The following is a 22,089-nucleotide window of genomic DNA, read 5'->3' on the forward strand; positions in this document are numbered from 1 at the left end:
TCTCTCTATTTTTACCAACTAACATTTGCGCCTCTTCATCTGTTGAATTTTTGATGCCTTGTTGGCTAACAAAATGAAACTTAACCCAATTTCTCTCATTTTTATCATTTATAAAACTAAAAGTATGACTACCAAAGCCATGCATATGACGGTATGAATATGGGATGCCTCTATCACTCATCGTGATTGTTACTTGGTGTAGAGCCTCCGGCAAGTTAGTCCAAAAATCCCAGTTATTTTTTGCACTTCTCATATTTGTTTTTGGATCACGCTTGACGGCATGATTTAAATCCGGAAACTTTAGTGGGTCTCTTATAAAAAACACAGGCGTATTGTTACCCGCTAAATCCCAATTTCCCTCCTCTGTATAAAACTTAAGAGCAAACCCGCGAATATCTCTCTCAGCATCCGCAGCACCTCTCTCACCCGCAACGGTGGAAAACCTAGCAAACATCTCTGTTTCTTTTCCGATTTTAGAGAAAATTTTTGCTTTGGTGTATTTTGTTATATCTTTTGTCACTCTAAAGGTTCCAAATGCGCCGGAACCCTTTGCATGCATACGCCTCTCAGGGATAACTTCTCTATCAAAATATGCCATTTTTTCCAAATACCATACATCTTGAAGTAGCATTGGTCCTCTTGGTCCAGCTGTTAGTGAGTTGTTATTATCTGCAACGGGTGCGCCAAACGCGGTTGTTAGTCTCTTTTTCATTTTGTTCTCCTTTTAAGTGATAAAAATACCATCTGATAGTATCTTATCGTAATAACTTCAATAGTATAAAAATTATGTCAGTTAATTACTACTCAGAAAACAAGAGTTAATCTACACACTCCCAAGCAAAGCGCGGTAGCCAAGAAATTTCAGTTAATGTTATAATGTCAAAAAATTATACACTTTAGGAACTAATAATCAATGGAATTTACTTTAGAAGCTACTTCAAAAAATGCTCGTGCTTGTACCATTAAAACTGCTCACTCAACTATTAAAACACCTGTTTTTATGCCTGTTGGAACTGTTGGAAGCGTGAAGGCTCTTGATATGGAAGATGTTTTAGATCTTCTTGGTGCTGAGATAATTCTTGCAAATACTTACCACATGTATCTTCGTCCGGGAGATGAGACGGTTGCAAAAATGGGTAAGCTTCACGGCTTTACAACATTTCCAAAAAGCTTCTTGACTGACAGCGGCGGTTTTCAGGCATTTAGTCTTAGCGACATATCAAAAGCATCAGAAAATGGTATAGAGTTTAGAAGCCACATTGACGGTAGCAAACACTTTTTTACTCCTAAAAAGGTCATCGATATTCAACATAACTTAGGTTCGGACATTATGATGATTTTAGATGATTTAGTTGCACTTCCGGCAACGCAGGAGCGCATTGCTCTTAGTATCGAGAGAACAACCGCATGGGCGAAAGAGTCTATCGAGTACTTTAGAGAAAAACAAAAAGAGGGAGTCGGTGTCGAGCAGAATATCTTTGCAATTATCCAAGGCGGAACGGACAAGGCATTTCGTACTAAAAGTGCTACTGAACTTTGCGAACTAGACTTTGACGGATTTGCCATAGGCGGGCTCTCGGTCGGCGAAGCAAATCAAGATATGTACGACACGGTTGAGTATACGGTAAAATATATGCCAAAAGATAAGCCGCGCTACCTAATGGGAGTAGGAACTCCAGAAGACCTCATAGAGAACATCGAGCGCGGCATAGATATGTTTGACTGCGTCATGCCGACAAGAAATGCAAGAAACGGAACACTCTTTACCTCATTTGGAAAACTAAATATAAAAGGCGCAACATTTAAAGAGGATAATGCCCCAGTAGATAGCGAGTGTGAGTGCTTAACATGTAAAAGATACTCCAGAGCCTACCTCAACCACCTATTTCGTGCTCGTGAGATAACATACTTTAGACTTGCAACCATACATAATCTGCACTACTACTTAAATCTAATGAGAGAAGCTAGGGGGGCGATTTTGGAGGATAGATATGGGGAGTTTAAATCAAAGTTTTATGCTAAGAGAGGTTAATCCATCAAAAAAATGATGGATTACAGGCTATGCTCTTTTTTATATTTTACTAAAATACCGTACGCTTCATCTTTTAATAGTAGTTTCTCTTTTTTAAGAGTCTCTATCTCTTTGTCTGTTAGTACGATTTCACTATTTTCAGCTTTTGTAATTTTATTGTCAAGTTCGTTGTGCTTGTCAAAAATTCTTAAAAAGTGAGTGTTTGCCGCACTATTTTCTTTCATATGAGTAATAATATCACGATATTCATGTAACATTTTTATTTCCTTGTTTTTTTTTAATTTTAGCATATTGTTAGTTAAAAATCTTCTCAACTTCACCGTAAAGTTCTTCGCCGCAGTATAAAGAGAGTTTTTCATCCATAACAACGGTTTTGTTTGGATTAAAGAGCATTGCATTTACTCTCTCTCCTACTTTAATCTCTCCTGCGCTCTCTCCTATTGCTTCTGCCGGATTTTTAACACATAGCTTCACAAGCTCGGGCATTGAGATAATATTGTTTCTAACAAGCTTTGTGTAGTAGATACTCATAGCATTTTTAACTCCCTCACACCCGTAAGCCGAGTCATAAAATGCAACCTCTTTATTTAATGGGGAGCTAGGTTGATGAAGAGTTGTCAATATATCTATCTGCCCACTCTTTAGAGCCTCTTGCAAAAACTTCATATCATCTCTTGAGGAGAGTGGAGGATTTAGTTTTGCGGCAGTATTGAAGTTTTTGCAAGCTTCATCTGAGTTGCTAAAATGATGAATAGAGACTTCACATGTCACATTAACGCCATCTTGCTTTGCCTTGTTTATAAGGTATATAGAGCGGGGAGAAGCTATTGCTTTAAAAAGTATTTTTATCTTAAAGTGTCTTGCTATCTCTATCATGCGTGAGACATGTAAAACTTCGCTCAAGTCAGGTATGCCGGCAAGCCCCAGTTTTGAACTAATATCTCCTTCTAGCATAACACCGCTATTTATCAGAGAGTTATCCTCTGCTTTACAAAATAGAGTTACGTTATACATCTGACAATACTGCGCAATCTTAATAGCTACGTCATTCTTTGCAATGGTACTCATGTAAGGCGCAATCGCACCGCGTTTTAGCAAAATAGCAATATTACTCAGAGTGCTATCCTCTTTTAGAGTATTTAACATCAAATCAACTTTTGCGCCGCCAAGCTCATGAAGTCCGTTTTGTGCAAACTCAAGAACTATTTCGTTATCTATTGCCGGATTACAATCTGGATTTAAAATAATGCGCCCTATTCCGGCACTTAGTGCCTCGTCTGATATAGCTTTTATATTTTTTGCATTCAGAGTGGAGTCTTGAACCCTCATGTTAGTATCTACTAAAAGAGGCATAAAATAAAGACCTGTTGCATCTATACTCTGGCTACATGAGAGTCCATGCCCAATCTCAACTACTATATTATCTTCAATACGAACATCTACTTCTCTCTCCCCGTCAATATCGCAAAGTGTCGCATTTTTTATTACCATCGCTTCAACCTTAATTGTATTGATAAAATTGTAGTAGGTTATGCCTTATAAATAAGATTAATTTCATAACCTTTTAATCAATTTAGGTTATACTAGTTTATATAAATATTTAAAAAACAAAGGTCGATTCGTTGAGATACTCGCTTGGTATGATTAAACTTATCATCACTACTCTTTTTTTATCTCTATATTTTACAATCTATTTTACAACTACAAAAGATAAAAATTCGCGCTTAGAGCTTCTTTTGAATCAAGAAGTAATCAACCTTGCGCATGGCTACAGAGTAACTACGGACAGATACAGTGTTATCTCACAGATAATCAATCAAGAGCTTTTTAACAACAGCAGAGTACCAGAACTATTCTTTAGAGCAAAACATGCAAAAGATGAAGATGAGCGGGATAGACTTCGAGATATGCTATACTTTGAGCTACTTCCACACTTCTATACCCTTAGAGAGATTGGTGTAAATATTATCCATTTTATATTTGAAGACAATACATCTTTTTTAAGAGTTCACAAAAAAGAGATATATGGTGATGATCTCTCCTTGATTCGCCACTCCGTTGTGCATGCAAACAAAACAAAAGAGCCACTTAGCGGTTTTGAACAAGGCAAAGGAACTCATGCTTTTAGAAACCTTTTTCCTCTCTACTATAAAGATACTTTTATAGGCAGTGCAGAGTTATCATTCTCCTCTCAGAGCATGCAAGATGCAATGTTTGAGCTTCATGATACATATACAAATTTTATTGTCAAAAAAGCTCTTTTTAATTTAGTTGAGTATGAAAACGATTTTAACCTCAACTATACCCAGAGCATCGAACATGATGAGTTTCTCTTTTTAAACACGCGCAGTAGCAAAGAGAGCATATATCCAAAACAGATACTCTCAAAGCAGAAGTTAAAAGAGCAGATTGCTAAAAACATAACTCACAATAACTCATTTTCTCTGCACACTAACTACCTAAACGACTCATATATCATCTCCTTTTTGCCGATTAAAAGCATCCTAGGTCAAGAAGCTGTTGCATATATAGTCTCATACACCAAAAGTGAATATCTTCACAATATGATTTACCAATACTATATAATAAACATCTCAGCATTTATAGGGCTGCTTGCCCTATTTGGTGTTATTTATCTAAATGTAAAACAGCGCTTGAGTCTTGAACAGATAGTTAAAAATAGAACAAAAGAGCTTGAAAAAGAGAAAACAGTAGCCCAAAATGCAACAAAAGCAAAATCGCAGTTTTTAGCAAATATGTCACATGAGATTAGAACTCCAATGAATGGGCTTATAGGTATAGGTCATCTTCTATCAAAAACAGATTTAGATGAGAAGCAGAAAAATTATCTACAAAAGATAGATGATTGCGCAAAATCACTCCTCGATATAATTGATGATGTTTTAGACTTCTCTAAAATTGAAGCAGGAAAGATGAAGATAGAGAAGATAGGCTTTAACCTAAAGGAGACAATTGAGCAGCTCTTATCCCCACTAGAAGTGATTGCGGAACAAAAAAATATAAAAATCATAACTACATATGCCAAGAGTGTCGGGAGTTTTTTTATTGGTGATAGCCTGAGAACTTCTCAAGTCTTAAGTAACATAATAGGAAATGCAATTAAGTTTACGGGCAATGGCGGAAATATAAACATATATATCTCAAAAGTCAAAGAGTCAAGATATAGATTTCAAATCCAAGATTCAGGAATCGGCCTAAGCCAAGATGAGCAAAAAAAGCTGTTTCATATATTTTCACAAGCTGATGAGAGCACCACAAGAAAATATGGAGGAACCGGTCTTGGACTTGTAATATCAAAGCAGATAGTAGAACTAATGAACGGTAAAATATGGCTTGAGAGCAAAGAGGGAGAGGGAAGCTGCTTTATCTTTGAGATAGAACTAAAAGAGACAGACTCTATAGAGACAAAAAAAGAGAGTAGAAAAATTGAGTTTAGCAGAGAGTTTATAAGTGCTAAAAAAATATTAATCGTAGAAGACAATGTAACAAACCAACTAGTGCTCTCTGGGCTTCTTGAAGATTGTATAGATGATATAGAAATAGCAAAAAATGGTAAAGAGGCTGTAAATATGTTTGAAAAGGGTAAATATGATCTTATATTTATGGATTTGCAGATGCCTGTTATGGATGGGTATAAAGCAACAAGGATTATTAGAGAAATAGATGCTCAAGTGCCTATTATCGCACTAACTGCAAATGCCATGAGCGAAGAGATGCAAAGAACTAAAGCTCCTGGAATGGATGGACATCTTATCAAACCGATAGATTTGGAAAAACTTTTTGATCTTTTAGTTAAATATATTAACTCAAATACGAAATAATTCTATTTAAGTTAATATAGGAGAGTTGCGCATTGAAAATAATATTTTTATATATAATGTCATTTTTACTTTTAAATGCACAAAGCAGCAGATATGATATGGGTAAAGAGTTATATATCAAAAATGGCTGCCACACCTGCCATGGGATGAAGCTAGAGGGTCTTCATCAATATCCGTATCTTGCAAATCGGGCAAAAGGCTACATGGAGTACAAACTAAAGAGATTTCGCTCACGTATATCAGAGAATCAACAGCAAGAGATGATGATACCTTTTGCAGTAGGTTTAAGTGATGATGATATAGAGAATCTATCAATATATATGAACGAGTTCGTAGAAGAGAAGAATAAAAAGAGGTATGATGATAGTTATCAAGTCCACGGGGACGGCGGTTCATGAAAATTTTAGTTAGCGCACTAGAGCACTCTGCAAATATTCATCTCAAATCTCTTAAAAAAGAGTTAAGTGCCGATGTAGAATTTATAGGAGTATTTGACAGAGAGCTCGGAGATAGCATAATTGATTTAAGCTCCTTGGCAATAATGGGCTTTGTTGATGCTATAAAGAAGTTGAGATTTTTTCTTAAACTAAATAATCAAATGGTTGAGTTAGCAAAAGAGGCTGATAAAGTTCTCCTTATTGACTCATCCGGATTTAATCTCCCTCTTGCTAGAAAAATCAAAAAAAAGTACCCCGATAAAGAGATAATCTACTACATTTTGCCTCAAGCATGGGCTTGGAAGAAAAAACGAATCCCCATTTTAGAAAAGACAATAGACCATCTAGCTTCCATTCTCCCCTTTGAGAGAGAGTACTACTCAAAAGATGCACCGATTGAGTATGTCGGGCATCCTCTACTTGATCAGATAAAAGAGTTTAAGCATAGCCTAAATGACGAAATAAAAAATATTGTATTTATGCCCGGGAGCAGAAAATCAGAGATAAAAAAGCTTCTTCCAATTTTCAGAGATGTTCAAAAAGAGCTTAAAATTCAAACAACAATAATAGTTCCAAAAAACTTCTCTAAAGAAGATATAAAAGATATTTATGGTAACCTTTTGGGTTTTAAAACGGCTCATGACCCACACAAAACGCTTCTTGAGGCAGACTTTGCATTTATATGCAGCGGTACTGCGACTTTAGAGGCATCCCTAATAGGAACACCTTTTGTGTTGACATATATAGCTAAGCCGTTAGACTATTTTATTGCTAGTAGGCTTGTAAAATTGGACTATATAGGGCTGGCAAATATTATGTTTGCAAAGTTTAAAAACAGGGCATTACATCCGGAGTTTATACAAGAGGAAGTGACTGCTAAAAATCTTATAAAAGCATATAACGAATATGACAGAAGCAGATTTTTAAGTGACTCAAAGAGGTTAAGAGAGTATTTAGAGCATGGTAGCTCTAAAAGAGTAGCAGCAATTATAGAGGAAATAGATGAAAATTAATTTTATAGATTTACAAGCACAGTATCAAGAGTATAAAACAGAGATAGACAGAGAAGTTTTAGAGGTTTTTGCATCGGCGCAATTTATAGGAGGAGAGAAGTTAATCTCCCTAGAGAAAAATCTTGCAACATATACAGGCTCTAAGCATGCGATTGGTTGCAGTAGCGGCACAGATGCTCTTTTATTAGCCCTAATGGCTCTTGATGTGGGTGCCGGCGATGAAGTTATCACTACTCCTTTTACTTTTATATCTACCGCTGAGGTAATTGCTCTCTTGGGTGCTAAAAGCGTATTTGTAGATATAGATGAAGATAGTTATAATATAGACCCCACGAAGATAGAATCGCGCATTACAGACAGAACAAAAGCCATCATGCCGGTCTCTTTATATGGACAGTGTGCTGACATGGATGCTATAAATGAGATAGCTGCAAAACATAATCTTCCGGTTATAGAGGATGCTTGCCAGAGCTTTGGCGCTTTATATAGAGGTAAAAAATCATGTAACCTATCAACTATAGGATGTACAAGCTTTTTTCCATCAAAGCCTCTTGGCGCTTATGGAGATGGCGGAGCACTATTTACAAATGATGATGAGCTTGCCGCTAAGATAAGAATGCTTTTAAATCATGGTCAAAATGAGAGATATAAGCATAAACTCATAGGTATAAACGGTCGTCTTGATGCAGTGCAAGCCGCTATACTTGGTGTAAAATTAAAACATTTTGACAAAGAGGTAAAACTAAGAGATGAGATAGGCTCAAGATATAGCGATATCCTTGAAAATACAGCTGTTATAACTCCAAAAATTGCCCAAGGAAGCACAAGTGTTTATGCGCAGTACTCAGTAAGAGTGCAAGATAGAGAGGCTATGATTGCTAAACTTGCAGAGCAAGGGATACCAACTGCCGTTCACTATCCTGTTCCTCTTCATCTTCAAGAAGCGTTTCTTTATCTAGGCTACAGCGAAGGTGATTTTCCTATTAGCGAACTTGTCTCAAAGCAGATAATGTCTCTTCCTATGAGCGCTTATTTAAGCGAAGCCGAACAAGATTTTATTGTTCGCGCTATTAAAGGTTAACTGTTGAAAAAAATTGCTATCCTCGGTCTTGGTGCAATGGGAAAAAACCACTACAACACCCTTAAAAACATAAGCGGTGTTGAGATAGTCGGGCTATGTGACGTTGTAAAAAACTCCGAATTTAAAGAGCCGTTTTTTACAGATTTACATACTATGCTAGATAACGTAGAGCCGGATGCGGTTATAATCGTAACACCTACATTTCTTCACAAAGATGCAGCTCTAGAGTGTGCCGAGCGCAAGATTGATATTTTTATAGAAAAACCTGCTGCTTCAAGCGTTGAAGATGCAAAAGAGATTCTAAGAGCAGTAGAAAAAAACTCCATAAAAAGTTGTGTCGGACATATTGAGAGATACAATCCGGTTGTAAAAGCTCTTATAAACGAAATTGCAAAACATGAGATACTCTCTATCTCAATTACAAGAAGCGGCTCTTTTCCAGAGCGCATAGCAGATGTGGGGATATTAACCGACCTCTCAGTTCATGATAGTGATTTGATACGCTTTATAACCAAAAAAGATATTATAAACAGCGCGGTGTTCAAATCTCAAAAGATTCATAAAACTCATGAGGACAACGCTATTTTAGCCTTTGAACTTGAGGGATCAATCATAGGCGATATATCTACGAACTGGTTAACTCCCTATAGAAAAAGAACTATCAGCGTTGCATGTAGAGTAGATGAACAGAGCAAAATAAAATATTTTGAAGCCGATTTAATTTCTCAAACACTTACCGAGAGAATCAACATAAATCCAAACTCATTTATAACAAAAAACTGCTTTGTTAAGAGAAGTAATGCACTGCATGATGAGCTTGAAGCATTTATAAACTACTTGCAAACAGGCGATAGCGGCTCATTGGCAACTGTGCAAGATAGTATAATTACTCTAGAAATTGCGAACAAATGATGTCAGATAAAAGAGTAAATATCCATAAATCAACCATTATAGAAGATGGCGCAAAGATAGCTTCTGATGTTATTATAGGTCCATTCTGTTTTATCGGTAAAGATGTGGAGTTAAAATCAGGTTGCACCGTAGAGTCTAACGTCATATTAAAAGGCAGAGTAGTCGTTGAGTCTAATGTAAAAATATTTAGCTTTGCCGTTATAGGCAGCGAGTCTTCAGAGATACATATAGGCGAGAAGACACACATAAGAGAGTTTGTTCAAATTGGTGCGCAAGAGAGTCTTGATGCTAAAAATAAAAAGATAGTTATAGGTGCTAACAATTTTCTCATGGGGTATGTTCAAATCCTTAGCGGCGTAGAGCTTGATGATTTTTGTATCGTAACAAACGCCGTTAGACTTTACGAAAATGTAAAGTGTGAAGAGAGAGTCATTATTGGCGGTCTTAGCACTATTGAAGCAAACAATAAGATAGGTACAGGAGTTATGGTAGGAGGAGCATCGGTTGTAGCTTCAGATATTCCTCCTTTTATGCTTGTAGAGGGAAACAAAGCTACTATAAAAGGACTCAACGTCATCGGTCTTAGAAGAAGGTTAGAGAAAAAAGGCGATATTGAGGAGATAAAGAGTGTCTTTAAAAGAATCCTCGGTGACGGTGCTGATAAAATCTTAGCTCAAGAGATAGCAGATACAAACCCAAATGAGTTTATAAAGAAATTAGCATCGTTTGTCGCTTCTAGTAATATAAAGCAAAAAGTTCGCTAGAGAGACTAAATCTCCCTAAGATGCTCTAAGAACTCTTTAGGTCCTATAAAGCCTACGATAGTTTTTGAGTTTATAACATTTGACTCTTTATCAATAAATATTAAAACCGGCGGACCGAATACTCCATACTTTTTACTTAGCTCTTTTTGCTCTTTAGAGTTTTGTGTAATATCTGCCGCTATGAGTACAAATTCACCGAGTTTTGCTTTTACGGCTTCATCTGAAAATGTATTTTTATCAAGCTCTTTACAAACAACGCACCACTCAGCCGTAAAGTCAATCATAACTTTTTTGCCTCTGTTTGCCTCTAAAATTTTATCAAGCTCCTCTATTGATGTTACCTTTTCAAATTTTAGATGTGAAGAGTTTGTGCTATTTAATACTGTAGATGAGACTGATGGTTTTAAAAATTCCAACGGCTTTGTCATGCTGTTTGAACCACCTAGAACTCCTATAAAAAGTGCTACCGAGTATATAAATATAACTATTGCGCTACTTTTTCTAAAAGTCTGCGCATCCTTCTCAAACGCACCGAAATATACGGCAAAACCTATACCTAAGATAGAGTATAGAAGCATTATGATGTAGTTATCTAAAACTCTCTCTAGCATCCAGATAGCCAGACCAAGCATCATTACACCAAATATTGCGCTTATCATAGTCATCCATGCGCCAGGTTTAGGCATGAACTTACCTGCACTTACACCTACTAGTATTAGCGGAAGCCCCATTCCAATACTCATGGCAAAAAGAGCTGCACCGCCTAAAATTGCATCTCCGGTCTGACCTATATACACCAGAGCACCCGCAAGAGGAGCCGCAACACAAGGTCCAACAATGAGAGCTGATAAAAATCCCATTACTGCAACACCAACATAGCCACTTCTACTTTTATCGTTACTTGAGCTTATCCTCGATACAAAGGAATCAGGAAGCTTTAGCTCATAAAATCCAAACATGCTAAGTGCAAGTGCAACAAAAATTGCAGAGAATGTGTATATTGCCCATGGTGCTTGAAGCGCCGCTTGTAGGTTTGATCCAAAGAGTCCTGCTAAAACTCCGGCTATTGTATATGCAACTGCCATAGCAAGAACATATACTAGAGATAGCATAAATGCTCTCTTTGTCGTTATCCCCTCGCCTTGAGAAATTATAATTCCTGAGATAATAGGAATCATAGGAAATGTACATGGAGTTAGTGCAAGAAGAAGTCCAAAGCCTAAAAAAGTAAGGATAACAAGCGCAAAATTACCCTTCTTTATTGCATCGGCAACTTTATCACTCTCTGAGAGTTCCGTTGTAGCTTCTGTCTGTGCTTTACTTTTTTGACTTGAGTCACTACTTGCTTTTGCCGAAGACTCTTTGCCAACGTATATTTTTGAACTATCAACATCAAGGATAAATGATTTTGCATATGGCTCATAACAGAGTCCCTGCTCCGAGCATCCTTGATATGTAATCTCAAACTCGATAGAAACGATACCGCTAACTTGAGGCTCTTTTTGCAGGTCTACTATAAAAGTAGGTGATGTAACATAAGATATATCTCCATGGTGATCTACACTTTTTGGGTAGATTATATCTTTGATAGATATGCCCTTATCGCCTTTTACACTTAACTTAACTGACTCTTCATAGATATATATATCCTTAGCTATCTCAATAGTAGCCTCTATCTGCATCTTCTCATTTAGTTTTGCAGAGGGCTTAAATGCATCATCAGGCATTAAAAATTTTGGTTGTGCGCCAAATAGTAAAATTGATGAGAAGAGAAGTAAAAGAAGTTTTTTCATAATAGTTTTTCCTGATTTTATAATGAACGTGACGAATTATAACAAATTAAAGAATAACACCTTCTATATATCTACTTTTCAATCCCGTTTTTTAACATCTCTTCCATCTCCTGGCTAGAAACTGCCATAGAGTAGTAGTAACCCTGAATATTAATACATCCATTTTTAACTAAAAACTCTTTTTGCTCTTTAGTCTCAACGCCCTCTGCTATAACATCAAGCTTAAGACTGTATGCAAGCGCTATAATCGCTCTTGCTATACTAATATCCTCTTCATCGCTAGGAAGTCCATCTATAAACGATTTATCTATCTTAAGCTTATCAATAGGCAGGCGCTTTAAATATGAGAGCGATGAGTAACCTGTTCCAAAATCATCAACTGCAAGCTCAATCCCTGTTTGGCTTATTCTGTTTAAAACATCTATAGCACCTTGCGGATTTTTCATAATCTCGCCCTCAGTAATCTCTAATCTTATCCACTCAGGTCTGCAGTTGCTCTCTTTTATAAGTAGGCTTAGCTTTTCTAAACACCCATCTTGATTTAACTGTTTCATAGAGAGATTTAAAGCTAAAACTCCCGGTTCAAGCCCCATTTTGTACCACTTTGCTATCTGCGTCATAGCACTCTTCATAACTAGATGGTCAATAGCTAAAATAAGCCCTGTCTCTTGTGCAAGAGGAATAAACTTATCTGGAAAAACCATACCTGCGCTTGGATGCTGCCATCTAACTAATGCTTCCATTCCTACTATTTTGCCTGTTATACCATCCACCTGAGGTTGATAATAGACAACAAACTCTTTATTATCTAGCGCTTTTCTGATGCTTGCTTCCATCACAACACGTTCAAATGCGAGTTCAGTCATATCACTTGAGTAGTACTGAAAATTATTTCTTCCCTCTTGTTTAGCTCTAAACATTGCAGCATCTGCATTTTTTAGCAAGTTGTCCGCTTCTTTACCATCATTTGGAAATATGCTGATTCCTATACTTGAAGTTACATATAGAGTGTGCCCTTCTATATTAATTGACTTAGAGAGCGATGAAATTATTTTTTGAGCAAGAATGGAAGCGTCCTCTCCTTTTTTCAAATCTTGAACCAAAATTGTAAACTCATCCCCTCCCAAGCGGGAGATAGAGTCCTCTTTACGCATAACATTTTTTAATCTTTCTGAGATAATTTTAAGAACTTTATCTCCTATATCATGACCTAGTGAATCATTTATCTGTTTAAATCTATCTAAGTCAATAAACAGCAGTGCTAGTGACTTGTCCTGACGTTTTGCTTTCTCTATTGCCTGTTGCAGCCTATCATTAAACAAAACTCTATTTGGAAGTCCCGTTAAAGAGTCAAAATGAGTTCTATAGTTAAGGATATCCTTTTGTACCATAATCTCTGCAGCATACTCTCTGACAAGCTTGTACATAAGGAGTGTTATTACCAATATCAAAAGCAGTGTAGTAAATATAGATATCCATCTTACAAAAACTATAGTCTCCATATAGTAATTCATCTTATCCATAAATACAAAATAGCCTATTTTGCTATTTTTATAATCTTGCAGAGTGTATCCACGATACAGAAGGTAGCTGTTGCTATTTTTATCTACAATATAACTATTTTTTTCTATAATATTCTTATCAACTATATCAACAATAGATACATCTTCTTTGCCTTGTGGATTATACTTTATAATTGAGTACTCGTTTGTAAACTCACTTAAGTAGCTAGAAGCATTCTCATCATACATATATATAGGAGCTACAACCTTTTTTGAGACTAAGAGTGCCGGCGTATTTATATTTAATATAGAGAGCCTAGATATTAGATACTTAATATCTATACCAAACTCAAATGCACCAATATGCTCATCCCCGTTAAAGACGGGAAACATTACTCTATAGTAGAGTCCGTACTTGCCCGCCTCCATCCCATATTGAGGTTTTTTCGACTCATTTGTTTTAGCTACCATTTTACGAAATGTTCCAAGAGTACCTCCAAACTCTTGAGGCTTGTTAAGTCTTAAAAACGCATGTGTATCTGCGGTGTAAAAATTCATAATATTAAGATATTTATTACTCTTCTTAAGAGCCTCATATATAGGCAGGGTCTCTTTATATAGCTCCTCACGATTGCCTTTTGCAAATGCTTCTACTATTTTTTGCTCTAGTAGCAACTCCTCTGCATGCTTGCTATACTCTTGCTTGAGTTCATTAAAAATATTTCCTACAACAAAGTTAGTATCACACTCTTTTTTCTCAATTGTCATATTTAAAACTGTGGCATATTGATAGTGGTATAGGTAGTTATAAATTAGTGAGCTTATTATCTGAATTAATAAAATGCCGACTACAATTTTTTTACTAAACTTCATACTGCTTCTTGCTGTAAATTTTATTTATAAACAATTAAGTATTCTGATTAATTCGTAGATTTAGATTGCGAGTCAAGTTCACAATTACTATACTTCTGTCATCCTAAGCTTGACTCAGGATCTAGCACAAAATTTATTCAGAGACTTAAATTATAATTAGAAATATTGATAGTTTCCTTAAAGTAGCTATTTTGCGGGTGTTTGTAGGTTTGTTTATAATAGATGACATAATAAAACAGTTATCTGTTTGTAATCTTATTAGTAAATATAGTACAATCTGAAATGGACGCACATAACTTTTTTTTAACACTTTTTCTAATCTTAATAGTAGCAAGGATTTTAGGGGAACTCTTTGCTAGATTTGGCATACCGTCTGTTTTAGGGGAGCTAACTGCAGGAGTACTGCTTGGTTCTTCAGTTTTTGGTATAGTAGAGCCAAATGAGATACTCAAAATACTCGCAGAAATCGGGATAATTTTACTTCTATTTGAAGTTGGTATAGAGACAGACTTCTCACGTCTAAAAGATGCAGGAAGCAAATCTTTGATTGTAGCACTTCTTGGTGCTGTTTTGCCCTTTGCTTTTGGAATTTTTACATCTAATTATATTTTTGGGCTTGCCTTTGATATCTCATTATTTATAGCCGGAACACTAACCGCAACAAGCATAGGTATAACCCTTAGAGTCTTAAGAGATATCCATATGGAAAATACTAACATAGCTCAAATAGTTATAGGCGCGGCGGTTATAGATGACATCATAGGAATTATACTTTTAGTTTTTATCTATGACTTCTCTATCTCACATGAAGTAAATTTTAATCACACTCTCTCTGTGGCTGGCATGGTACTTGCATTTTTAATACTTGCCCCGATATTTGCAAAGATAATTTCATACATGATACATAAGTTTCACGGCAGAGACTTAGTTCCCGGATATATACCTACTATTATTATTTCACTAATTCTTCTTTTCTCATATCTCTCACATATAGTCGGTGCACCGGCAATTTTAGGCTCTTTTGCGGCAGGAATTGCACTCTCTAGAAGATTTTTTCTCCCTTTTGGAGCTTTTTTAAACACCAATGAGTTGCTTTTAAAAGAGGTACAATCAAGCATGACCCCTATAATTCAAATATTTACACCTATATTTTTTGTCATGGTCGGGCTCTCTATGGATTTATCTATCATAGACTTTTCATCATCCTCTTTTTGGATAATGGGTATCTCTTTTATTTTAATAGCCTTTTTTAGCAAGTTTGTGGGTGCTTTTTTCATTATTCAAAAATGTGTAAAAAATAAAATTCTTATAGGAATTTCAATGGTCCCAAGAGGAGAAGTGGGTCTAATATTTGCCGAGATGGGCAGAGTAAACGGCATATTGCCTAACGATATATACGCCATGCTGATTTTTGTTATCATCATCACAACAGTCGTACCGCCGTTTTTACTTAAGAGATATTTTAAAGGAGAGTGTACTTAAAATTGTCAAACTCTTTTTTTAAGCACAATATTAGCAACATTTCTCTACTCTACAAAAAATTTATATAAAGAATTAAACATGTCAAATAGATTAAAATTAGAAGATTCACCATACTTGCAACAGCATAAAGACAACCCTGTGGATTGGTATCCTTGGTGTGATGAGGCATTTTTAAAAGCCAAAGAGGAGAATAAGGCAATCTTTATCTCCATCGGTTACAGCTCATGTCACTGGTGCCATGTTATGGAGGAGAAGGTTTTTGAAAATCAAGAGTGCGCAGATATTTTAAATAAGAGTTTTGTCTGCATAAAGGTTGACCGTGAAGAGCGCCCCGACATTGACAAACACTATCAGGAAGTATATATGATGTTAAATCGCCGCGCAGGGGGATGGCCTACTTCCATATTTTGTACTCCGGAGAATAAACCTTTTTTTGCAGGCACATATATACCGCCTGAATCAAGAGAGGGAAACATTGAGGGGATGGGATTTATTGAGCTTACGAAACTCATAGCAGAGAAGATTTCACAAAAAGATGAGCAACTTCTTAAAAATGCCGATGAAATTGAGACTTTTTTAAACCATAAAGAGCATCCAAAAGAGGCAACGGTACTAAAAGAGGATTTTGTTAAAAACTTTATGCTTCAGGTAAAAAACAACTACGATACCCATTATGGCGGATTTTCAGTCGCTCCGAAATTCCCGCATGCAAGCACGCTTGGAACACTTTTAGTTATTGATAGATTATATGATGACAAATCGGCAAAAGCTATGGTTATAAACACGCTTGAGAGTATGAAAAAAGGCGGAATGTATGACTTAGTTGATGGCGGTTTTTGCCGCTACAGCGTTGATGAGAAGTGGTTAGTTCCGCACTTTGAGAAGATGCTCTACGACAACGCCCTACTCTGTGAAGTATATACAAATGCCTACCTAAGTTACGCAGATGAGAGCTATCTAAAGGTAGCAAAAGAGATTGCAGATTTTTGGCATAACCATATGAGCGAAGATAACCTATTTTACAGTGCCAGCGATGCCGATAGCGAAGGCGAAGAGGGAACATACTTTGTCTTTGGCTATGAGGAAGTGCATAAGCTTTTATCAAGTAACGGCTACAAAAATGTTGATGAAATTCTAGAGATGCTAAGCATTAGCAAAGATGGTAATTTTGAGGGCAAAAATATTCTTAGATTTAAAGATGAAACTGTACCAAAAGAGTTTGAGGGTATAAAATCTTTACTAAGAGGCTTAAGAGCAAAGAGGAAGTACCCTTTTATAGATAAAAAAATCCAAACTTCTTGGTCTGGCATGATGATAAAGGCTCTGTTTAATCTAGGTAAAATTGATGACACCTACAAACAAAAAGCGGTAAAAAGCCTTGATGCGCTAATGGAAGTTATGTATATAGATGGCAAACTATATCACACCACTCTTATTCATAAAATTCCAAAAGTTGAAGCCTTCTTAGAGGATTACGCATTTTTGGCTCAGGCACTCATTGAAGCATTTAATGCAACTCAAGATGAACTTTATCTCCTTCGTGCACAACACTTTGCTAATCTGGCACTAGAGAACTTTTATGACAAGGGGACATGGAAGTTTAGTATAGGGGAGTTTGAGACAAAAGCGGAAGTCTCAGATAACACATATACAAGCGCAGTAGGTATTATGGTTGATGTTTTACTCTCGTTAAACTCTCTGCTTGAAGATGACAAATATAGCCACTTTGCCTTTAAAACGATGGAGTACAACTCTTACGAGCTAGGAAGACGCCCCGTGATATATCCATATATATTGCGTCAAATACTAAGGTATTTAAAAGGCGATATAGTTATAAAGTCTGAGCAGAAAAAATTGCAATCAAACTCTTTGGCGCTTGCACAGCTTGGGTATCCCTTTATCCAGCTAAAGGCTTCCGAAGATAAAAACTATATGGTTTGTGGAGATAAAAGTTGCTTTGCAAACACAGATAATATTAACGATATCAATGATATAATCAAGAAAAGTTTTTGAAGGATTTGTTATGAAAAAGATTATTATAACGGCTATTTTGGCACTTGCAGTCATGAGTGTTTTTAGCGCATGTGAAAGAAATGATTATCAGCATCCGATGCACAGAAAATAAAAAATTTGAATAACATGAAACTAGGCGTTAACATAGACCACGTAGCAGTTTTAAGAGAAGCTAGGCGTGTCAACGACCCAGACATTTTAAATGCCCTCTGGGTTGCATGTCAAAGTGGTGCTGATCAGATAACTATTCACTTAAGAGAAGATAGGCGACATATACAAGATGTTGATGCCTACAACATTATGAAGCACTCTACTCTTCCTGTAAACTTAGAGTGCTCTATCAACAGAGATATTTTAAATATTGTCACAGAGCTAAAGCCCCACCGTGCGACTTTAGTTCCTGAGAAGAGAGAAGAGGTAACGACAGAGGGCGGGCTTGATTTATTTGGTTATGAAGATGAGATTGCTTATGCTATAGAGTTTCTGCATGACTACATCATTCCCGTTTCACTCTTTATAGACCCGACTATAGAAGCTGTAGAGAAATCAAAAGAGCTAGGCGCTGAGATGGTTGAACTTCATACGGGAACTTTCGCAAATATTTTTGCGATGCTAAACAGCTCACTCTCGCACTCAAACCACTCCATAAAAGAGCTTGAACTCTCAAGGAATGAACTCTCAATCAGACTTGAAAAATCGATAACGGATATAACAACTACCGCAAAACATGCCAAGAAAATAGGTCTAGAAGTTGCCGCAGGACATGGATTGAACTACCATAACGTGTATGAGATGATGAAGATTGCTGAGATAACAGAGCTAAATATCGGTCAGAGCATTGTTGCTAGAAGTGTCTTTAGCGGGTTAACGGATGCTATAAAAGAGATGAAGAGACTCACCTCAAGATGAGCAAACCCCGCATTGCCGTAAGTGTAGGCGATTTAAACGGTGTGGGTATTGAAATAGCACTCAAGAGCCACAAAGAAGTCTCTGCGCTTTGTACTCCAATTTACTGCATAAACTCATATATGTTAAATCAAGCATGCGAACTTTTAGATGTTGATATCCCCTCCGATTTTGCGCTGCATGAGGTTGAGGGAAGTTTCAATATAAAAGAGGGGTGTGTAGATAAGAATGCAGGAAAATACTCCTATGAATCATTTTTAAGTGCCGTAAAACTTTGTGAAGATAAAAAAGCGGAGGCAGTCGTGACTATGCCAATTCACAAAGAGGCTTGGATGCTTGCAGGCTTACACTACAAAGGGCATACAGATATGCTTCGTGACTACTTTAAAAAAGATGCCATTATGATGCTTGGGTGCAAAAAGATGTTTGTGGCTCTTTTTACCGAACATATTCCACTAAAAGATGTAGCAGCATCTGTGGGGTACAAAAAACTAAAGCAGTTTTTTTTGGATTTGCACAAATCAATTCCAAATGAGAGTATTGCTGTTCTTGGTCTAAACCCTCATGCAGGCGACAATGGAGTCTTAGGGGATGAAGAGCTAAGAATTACAAAAGCGATAAAAAGTGCAAATAAGAAGATAGGGTTTGAGCGCTTTGTTGGTCCATTAGTACCAGACACCGCTTTTACGCCGCACTCTAGGGATAAGTTTAACTACTTTGTGGCAATGTACCACGATCAGGGTTTAGCACCTCTAAAAGCGCTATACTTTGAAGAGAGTATAAATGTCTCTTTAAACCTACCGATAGTTAGAACATCTGTAGATCATGGAACTGCCTTTGACATCGCATACAAAAGTAGAGCAAACACTCTTAGCTACATAAATGCAATTAAGAGTGCTATAGAGTTTATTTAAGACTCTAGCGGTTCTGTATTACAAAGAACGGCCTCTATATTTGTTTTAAAGCTTATTCCCGCTTCACTCCAAGTTTTTCCCTCATGAAGGTCATAACACGCCTCATTAATAGATGAGAGAGCTTTATTTGCACTAAAATCTAAAATATCAATGCTCCCTTTTGCCTCAAAGACACCATCGCTAAAGCTGTATTTCATAGGAACCGTTTTCTTAACACCGTTCATCTCTATCTCAACATCAACAACACCTGTTCTTGGCGCATCTTTTACTCTTTTATCAGCTTTGATATCAACTATCTTAGCATTGATATTTTTATCACTCATCATAGTGAAGAAGAACTTAGCAAGCTTCTCATCACGCCCCTCGTCTCTTGAGTTTACGCTTGAAGTATCAATTACAACAGATGAACCTACTAAAATAGAACGAAAATCTTTTCCGCTCTCTGCTATAGGAGTATATTTAACACTATCAAAAACTCCGCCAACACCAACTTTTTTTGGGGTTTTATAACCTGTCCAACTAACTTCAAGAGCACCCTTTTGAGCCAACTCACAGCCACCCTTTTGGCTTGCATTTGCTATAGAAGCAACCAGTAGCACGCTAAGTGCAGTTATTAATATATTTTTCATTTCAATCCTTGACTAAATTTTGACAAATTATAGCCTCTATTTCTTATTAAATCTATCTATTTTGAAAAAGAATGATATTTTTAAAGTTATGTTTAATTATTACTATACCGAGTTCTTTAGCTATATACTTAAATGTAGTAATATTAAAAAATCCTATATGTGTTATATCTCTAATATACCACCATCTTAAAAACTCCTCATCATTGCTTGGATGAAAAGCACTCATAAGCAGGATATAGCCGTTTTTCTCTACATGTAAAAGAAGCTTTTTAAAAACTTCTAAAGGGTTTTGCAAATGTTCAAAAACCTCAGTTGAGAGGATTAAGTCATACTTCTTACCCTCATAAACTTTTTTTGGAAAGTAAAACAGATCATATCTGTCGCATTTAATGCCGCTCCTCTCTAACAGAATTGGCAAAACTTCGCCCTCTCCGCACCCAAAGTCTAGTGCCGTTTTTATACCTTTTTTATGCTCAGATACAAACTCCTCTATCATATCCTCAAACATTTTTACATAACCTAGAGATTCAAAACTGTTATGATGTTTGTCGTAGTGTGACTTTTCACGTGCTTCATCAATATAAAAACTCTCTTCAAGAAAAATATAGCAGCACTCTAGGCATTTATTATATATTTTTTGAGTTTTTGTGTCGGTTATTAAGGTCGTGCTATTGTTGCAAATTTTACATTTTTTCATTAATGAAATAATAACATTTTATTTTTCTGATTTTGATATACTTCGCCTATGAACTATATACTCTTCTTCACCGCCTTTATCGGCGTTTTTATTTTATTAAACATGTATATATCAAAAAGGCTTGTTGCTAAGCTTGACATAACTCCAAAGTCTAAGCGCTACCTTCGTATATTTCTTATCATAAATCTTATCGGAATTTTATGCTACATGTTGGCAAGATACTACGTGGATACGCCAAACTGGCTCTATTTTATGTTTTCCCTTCCTATCGGTGTAGTTTTTTTACTCTTTTTAAGCGCTGTAGTTTATGATATATCTAGGCTTTTACTATCTTTTGCGCCTATCTCACAGCAAAGAAGGAAGTTTATAAAAAAATCACTTGACATTACCTCCATAGCTGCTGCAGCTACCTTGACTCTAAAATCTATTCATAATGCAAAATTTGTCAATATTCAAAAAGTAGATGTAGAGATTAAAAATTTAAAACAGGAGTATAAAGTTGTCCAGCTAAGCGACTTACATATAGGCGGTTTAATCGACAAAGATTTTATAAGCGATATCGTAAAAAAAACCAATACCCTAAACCCTGACATTGTAACAATAACAGGCGACTTGATAGATGTAGATGTTATAACCGCCAAAGAGACACTATATGAGCTAACAAAATTAAGCTCTAAATTTGGAACATACTATGTCGTTGGAAATCACGAATACTTTCACAATATAGAAAAAATTATAAATAGTATGAAATCTCTCGGTATAAGAGTCTTGGAAAATGAGAATGTATATATAGGAGAGGACTCTAGAGGCTTTAATCTTGCCGGTGTTTATGATATTTTTGGATATAGAACAAAAAAATATATGCCAGACCTACAAAAAGCACTGAAAAACAGAAAAGATGCTCCTACTCTGCTCTTAGCGCATCAACCTAGATTTATCTATGAAGTAAGTAATGGGGTTGATTTGATGTTAAGTGGTCATACGCATGGCGGGCAGCTCTACCCCTTTAAGTTTCTAGTAAACCTTCAGCAGCCATATGTAAGCGGTCTGTATAGACACAATGAAGATCTGCAAATCTATGTAAACAGAGGAACAGGCTTTTGGGGACCGCCTATGAGACTTGGAGCAGATAGCGAAATTACAGAAATTACTCTTAAAACTCTTCTTTAATTTTTTTAAAAACTGTAAAATAATCAAGA

Annotated in this window: 19 protein-coding genes; 12 read left to right on the forward strand and 7 right to left on the reverse strand. The window is 36.3% G+C overall.

Going from position 1 to position 22,089, the window contains the following annotated elements:
- The coding region (locus M0Q20_RS04040) for a catalase (RefSeq protein WP_295058883.1) at positions 1 to 712 on the reverse strand (712 nt) is incomplete at its 3' end.
- A gap of 201 nt (positions 713 to 913) precedes the next feature.
- Between M0Q20_RS04040 and tgt the strand changes: the two genes are divergently transcribed.
- Positions 914 to 2,032, forward strand: a complete 1,119-nt coding sequence (gene tgt, locus M0Q20_RS04045) for a tRNA guanosine(34) transglycosylase Tgt (RefSeq protein WP_295058884.1) — start codon at positions 914 to 916, stop codon at positions 2,030 to 2,032.
- A gap of 20 nt (positions 2,033 to 2,052) precedes the next feature.
- On the opposite strand, the gene M0Q20_RS04050 is transcribed toward tgt, so the two are convergent.
- Positions 2,053 to 2,289: a DUF465 domain-containing protein gene (locus tag M0Q20_RS04050; protein ID WP_295058885.1), complete on the reverse strand. Its 237-nt coding sequence runs from the start codon at positions 2,287 to 2,289 to the stop codon at positions 2,053 to 2,055.
- A 37-nt stretch (positions 2,290 to 2,326) separates the two neighbouring features.
- A complete protein-coding gene (locus M0Q20_RS04055) occupies positions 2,327 to 3,523 on the reverse strand; it encodes a dihydroorotase (protein WP_295058886.1) in 1,197 nt (398 codons plus the stop codon).
- A 131-nt stretch (positions 3,524 to 3,654) separates the two neighbouring features.
- Here M0Q20_RS04055 and M0Q20_RS04060 point away from each other — a divergent pair, with 131 nt between their 5' ends.
- From M0Q20_RS04060 to M0Q20_RS04085, 6 genes are read left to right on the forward strand one after another with little or no spacing between them, the layout of a single operon-like run.
- A complete protein-coding gene (locus tag M0Q20_RS04060; RefSeq protein ID WP_295058887.1) occupies positions 3,655 to 5,874 on the forward strand; it encodes an ATP-binding protein in 2,220 nt (739 codons plus the stop codon).
- A 32-nt stretch (positions 5,875 to 5,906) separates the two neighbouring features.
- On the forward strand, positions 5,907 to 6,272 hold the full coding sequence (locus M0Q20_RS04065) for a c-type cytochrome (protein WP_295058888.1): 366 nt from the start codon (positions 5,907 to 5,909) through the stop codon (positions 6,270 to 6,272).
- Positions 6,269 to 7,324 (forward strand): lipid-A-disaccharide synthase, encoded by a 1,056-nt coding sequence (gene lpxB, locus M0Q20_RS04070; RefSeq protein WP_295058889.1) that lies wholly within the window; start codon positions 6,269 to 6,271, stop codon positions 7,322 to 7,324. The genes M0Q20_RS04065 and lpxB overlap by 4 nt, the downstream gene beginning before the upstream one ends.
- Positions 7,314 to 8,405: a DegT/DnrJ/EryC1/StrS aminotransferase family protein gene (locus M0Q20_RS04075; protein WP_295058890.1), complete on the forward strand. Its 1,092-nt coding sequence runs from the start codon at positions 7,314 to 7,316 to the stop codon at positions 8,403 to 8,405. Before lpxB ends, M0Q20_RS04075 begins: the two co-directional genes overlap by 11 nt.
- Before the next feature lie 3 nt (positions 8,406 to 8,408).
- A complete protein-coding gene (locus M0Q20_RS04080; protein WP_295058891.1) occupies positions 8,409 to 9,317 on the forward strand; it encodes a Gfo/Idh/MocA family oxidoreductase in 909 nt (302 codons plus the stop codon).
- Complete coding sequence (locus M0Q20_RS04085; protein WP_295058892.1) at positions 9,314 to 10,081, forward strand: acyl-ACP--UDP-N- acetylglucosamine O-acyltransferase; 768 nt, start codon at positions 9,314 to 9,316, stop codon at positions 10,079 to 10,081. Before M0Q20_RS04080 ends, M0Q20_RS04085 begins: the two co-directional genes overlap by 4 nt.
- Before the next feature lie 5 nt (positions 10,082 to 10,086).
- Here the strand turns inward: M0Q20_RS04085 and dsbD are convergent, their stop codons facing one another.
- Both dsbD and M0Q20_RS04095 read right to left on the reverse strand, forming a co-directional pair.
- Positions 10,087 to 11,874 (reverse strand): protein-disulfide reductase DsbD, encoded by a 1,788-nt coding sequence (gene dsbD, locus M0Q20_RS04090; protein ID WP_295058893.1) that lies wholly within the window; start codon positions 11,872 to 11,874, stop codon positions 10,087 to 10,089.
- Positions 11,875 to 11,945: 71 nt separating this feature from the next.
- Positions 11,946 to 14,249: an EAL domain-containing protein gene (locus tag M0Q20_RS04095; RefSeq protein WP_295058894.1), complete on the reverse strand. Its 2,304-nt coding sequence runs from the start codon at positions 14,247 to 14,249 to the stop codon at positions 11,946 to 11,948.
- 282 nt (positions 14,250 to 14,531) lie between these two features.
- Between M0Q20_RS04095 and M0Q20_RS04100 the strand changes: the two genes are divergently transcribed.
- From M0Q20_RS04100 to pdxA, 4 genes are all read left to right on the forward strand, one after another.
- The gene (locus tag M0Q20_RS04100) at positions 14,532 to 15,731 is read left to right on the forward strand and encodes a cation:proton antiporter (protein ID WP_295058895.1); all 1,200 of its coding nucleotides are present in this window, start codon (positions 14,532 to 14,534) and stop codon (positions 15,729 to 15,731) included.
- 78 nt (positions 15,732 to 15,809) lie between these two features.
- Complete coding sequence (locus M0Q20_RS04105) at positions 15,810 to 17,744, forward strand: thioredoxin domain-containing protein (RefSeq protein WP_295058896.1); 1,935 nt, start codon at positions 15,810 to 15,812, stop codon at positions 17,742 to 17,744.
- Positions 17,745 to 17,870: 126 nt separating this feature from the next.
- A complete protein-coding gene (locus tag M0Q20_RS04110; protein WP_295058897.1) occupies positions 17,871 to 18,653 on the forward strand; it encodes a pyridoxine 5'-phosphate synthase in 783 nt (260 codons plus the stop codon).
- Entirely contained in the window at positions 18,650 to 19,564 is a 915-nt protein-coding gene (gene pdxA / locus M0Q20_RS04115; RefSeq protein ID WP_295058898.1) for a 4-hydroxythreonine-4-phosphate dehydrogenase, read from the forward strand. Before M0Q20_RS04110 ends, pdxA begins: the two co-directional genes overlap by 4 nt.
- Here the strand turns inward: pdxA and M0Q20_RS04120 are convergent.
- Together M0Q20_RS04120 and M0Q20_RS04125 are read right to left on the reverse strand one after the other, a co-directional pair.
- Entirely contained in the window at positions 19,561 to 20,193 is a 633-nt protein-coding gene (locus M0Q20_RS04120) for a YceI family protein (protein ID WP_295058899.1), read from the reverse strand. The genes pdxA and M0Q20_RS04120 overlap by 4 nt on opposite strands.
- Before the next feature lie 52 nt (positions 20,194 to 20,245).
- On the reverse strand, positions 20,246 to 20,890 hold the full coding sequence (locus tag M0Q20_RS04125; protein ID WP_295058900.1) for a class I SAM-dependent methyltransferase: 645 nt from the start codon (positions 20,888 to 20,890) through the stop codon (positions 20,246 to 20,248).
- A gap of 48 nt (positions 20,891 to 20,938) precedes the next feature.
- On the opposite strand from M0Q20_RS04125, the gene M0Q20_RS04130 reads away from it, so the two are divergent.
- Positions 20,939 to 22,060, forward strand: a complete 1,122-nt coding sequence (locus tag M0Q20_RS04130; RefSeq protein ID WP_295058901.1) for a metallophosphoesterase — start codon at positions 20,939 to 20,941, stop codon at positions 22,058 to 22,060.
- Positions 22,061 to 22,089: the final 29 nt, after the last annotated feature.

This window comes from Sulfurimonas sp. (genome assembly GCF_023229025.1).
Classification (GTDB): domain Bacteria; phylum Campylobacterota; class Campylobacteria; order Campylobacterales; family Sulfurimonadaceae; genus Sulfurimonas.

Coding starts and splice junctions, on each gene's coding strand:
- M0Q20_RS04050 (WP_295058885.1), bottom strand. CDS start 2,289: ATGTTACATGAATATCGTGATATTATTACTCATATGAAAGAAAATAGT.
- dsbD (WP_295058893.1), bottom strand. CDS start 11,874: ATGAAAAAACTTCTTTTACTTCTCTTCTCATCAATTTTACTATTTGGC.
- M0Q20_RS04130 (WP_295058901.1), top strand. CDS start 20,939: ATGAACTATATACTCTTCTTCACCGCCTTTATCGGCGTTTTTATTTTA.
- M0Q20_RS04125 (WP_295058900.1), bottom strand. CDS start 20,890: ATGAAAAAATGTAAAATTTGCAACAATAGCACGACCTTAATAACCGAC.
- lpxB (WP_295058889.1), top strand. CDS start 6,269: ATGAAAATTTTAGTTAGCGCACTAGAGCACTCTGCAAATATTCATCTC.
- M0Q20_RS04055 (WP_295058886.1), bottom strand. CDS start 3,523: ATGGTAATAAAAAATGCGACACTTTGCGATATTGACGGGGAGAGAGAA.
- M0Q20_RS04110 (WP_295058897.1), top strand. CDS start 17,871: ATGAAACTAGGCGTTAACATAGACCACGTAGCAGTTTTAAGAGAAGCT.
- M0Q20_RS04105 (WP_295058896.1), top strand. CDS start 15,810: ATGTCAAATAGATTAAAATTAGAAGATTCACCATACTTGCAACAGCAT.
- M0Q20_RS04075 (WP_295058890.1), top strand. CDS start 7,314: ATGAAAATTAATTTTATAGATTTACAAGCACAGTATCAAGAGTATAAA.
- M0Q20_RS04120 (WP_295058899.1), bottom strand. CDS start 20,193: ATGAAAAATATATTAATAACTGCACTTAGCGTGCTACTGGTTGCTTCT.
- M0Q20_RS04100 (WP_295058895.1), top strand. CDS start 14,532: ATGGACGCACATAACTTTTTTTTAACACTTTTTCTAATCTTAATAGTA.
- M0Q20_RS04095 (WP_295058894.1), bottom strand. CDS start 14,249: ATGAAGTTTAGTAAAAAAATTGTAGTCGGCATTTTATTAATTCAGATA.
- M0Q20_RS04085 (WP_295058892.1), top strand. CDS start 9,314: ATGATGTCAGATAAAAGAGTAAATATCCATAAATCAACCATTATAGAA.
- pdxA (WP_295058898.1), top strand. CDS start 18,650: ATGAGCAAACCCCGCATTGCCGTAAGTGTAGGCGATTTAAACGGTGTG.
- tgt (WP_295058884.1), top strand. CDS start 914: ATGGAATTTACTTTAGAAGCTACTTCAAAAAATGCTCGTGCTTGTACC.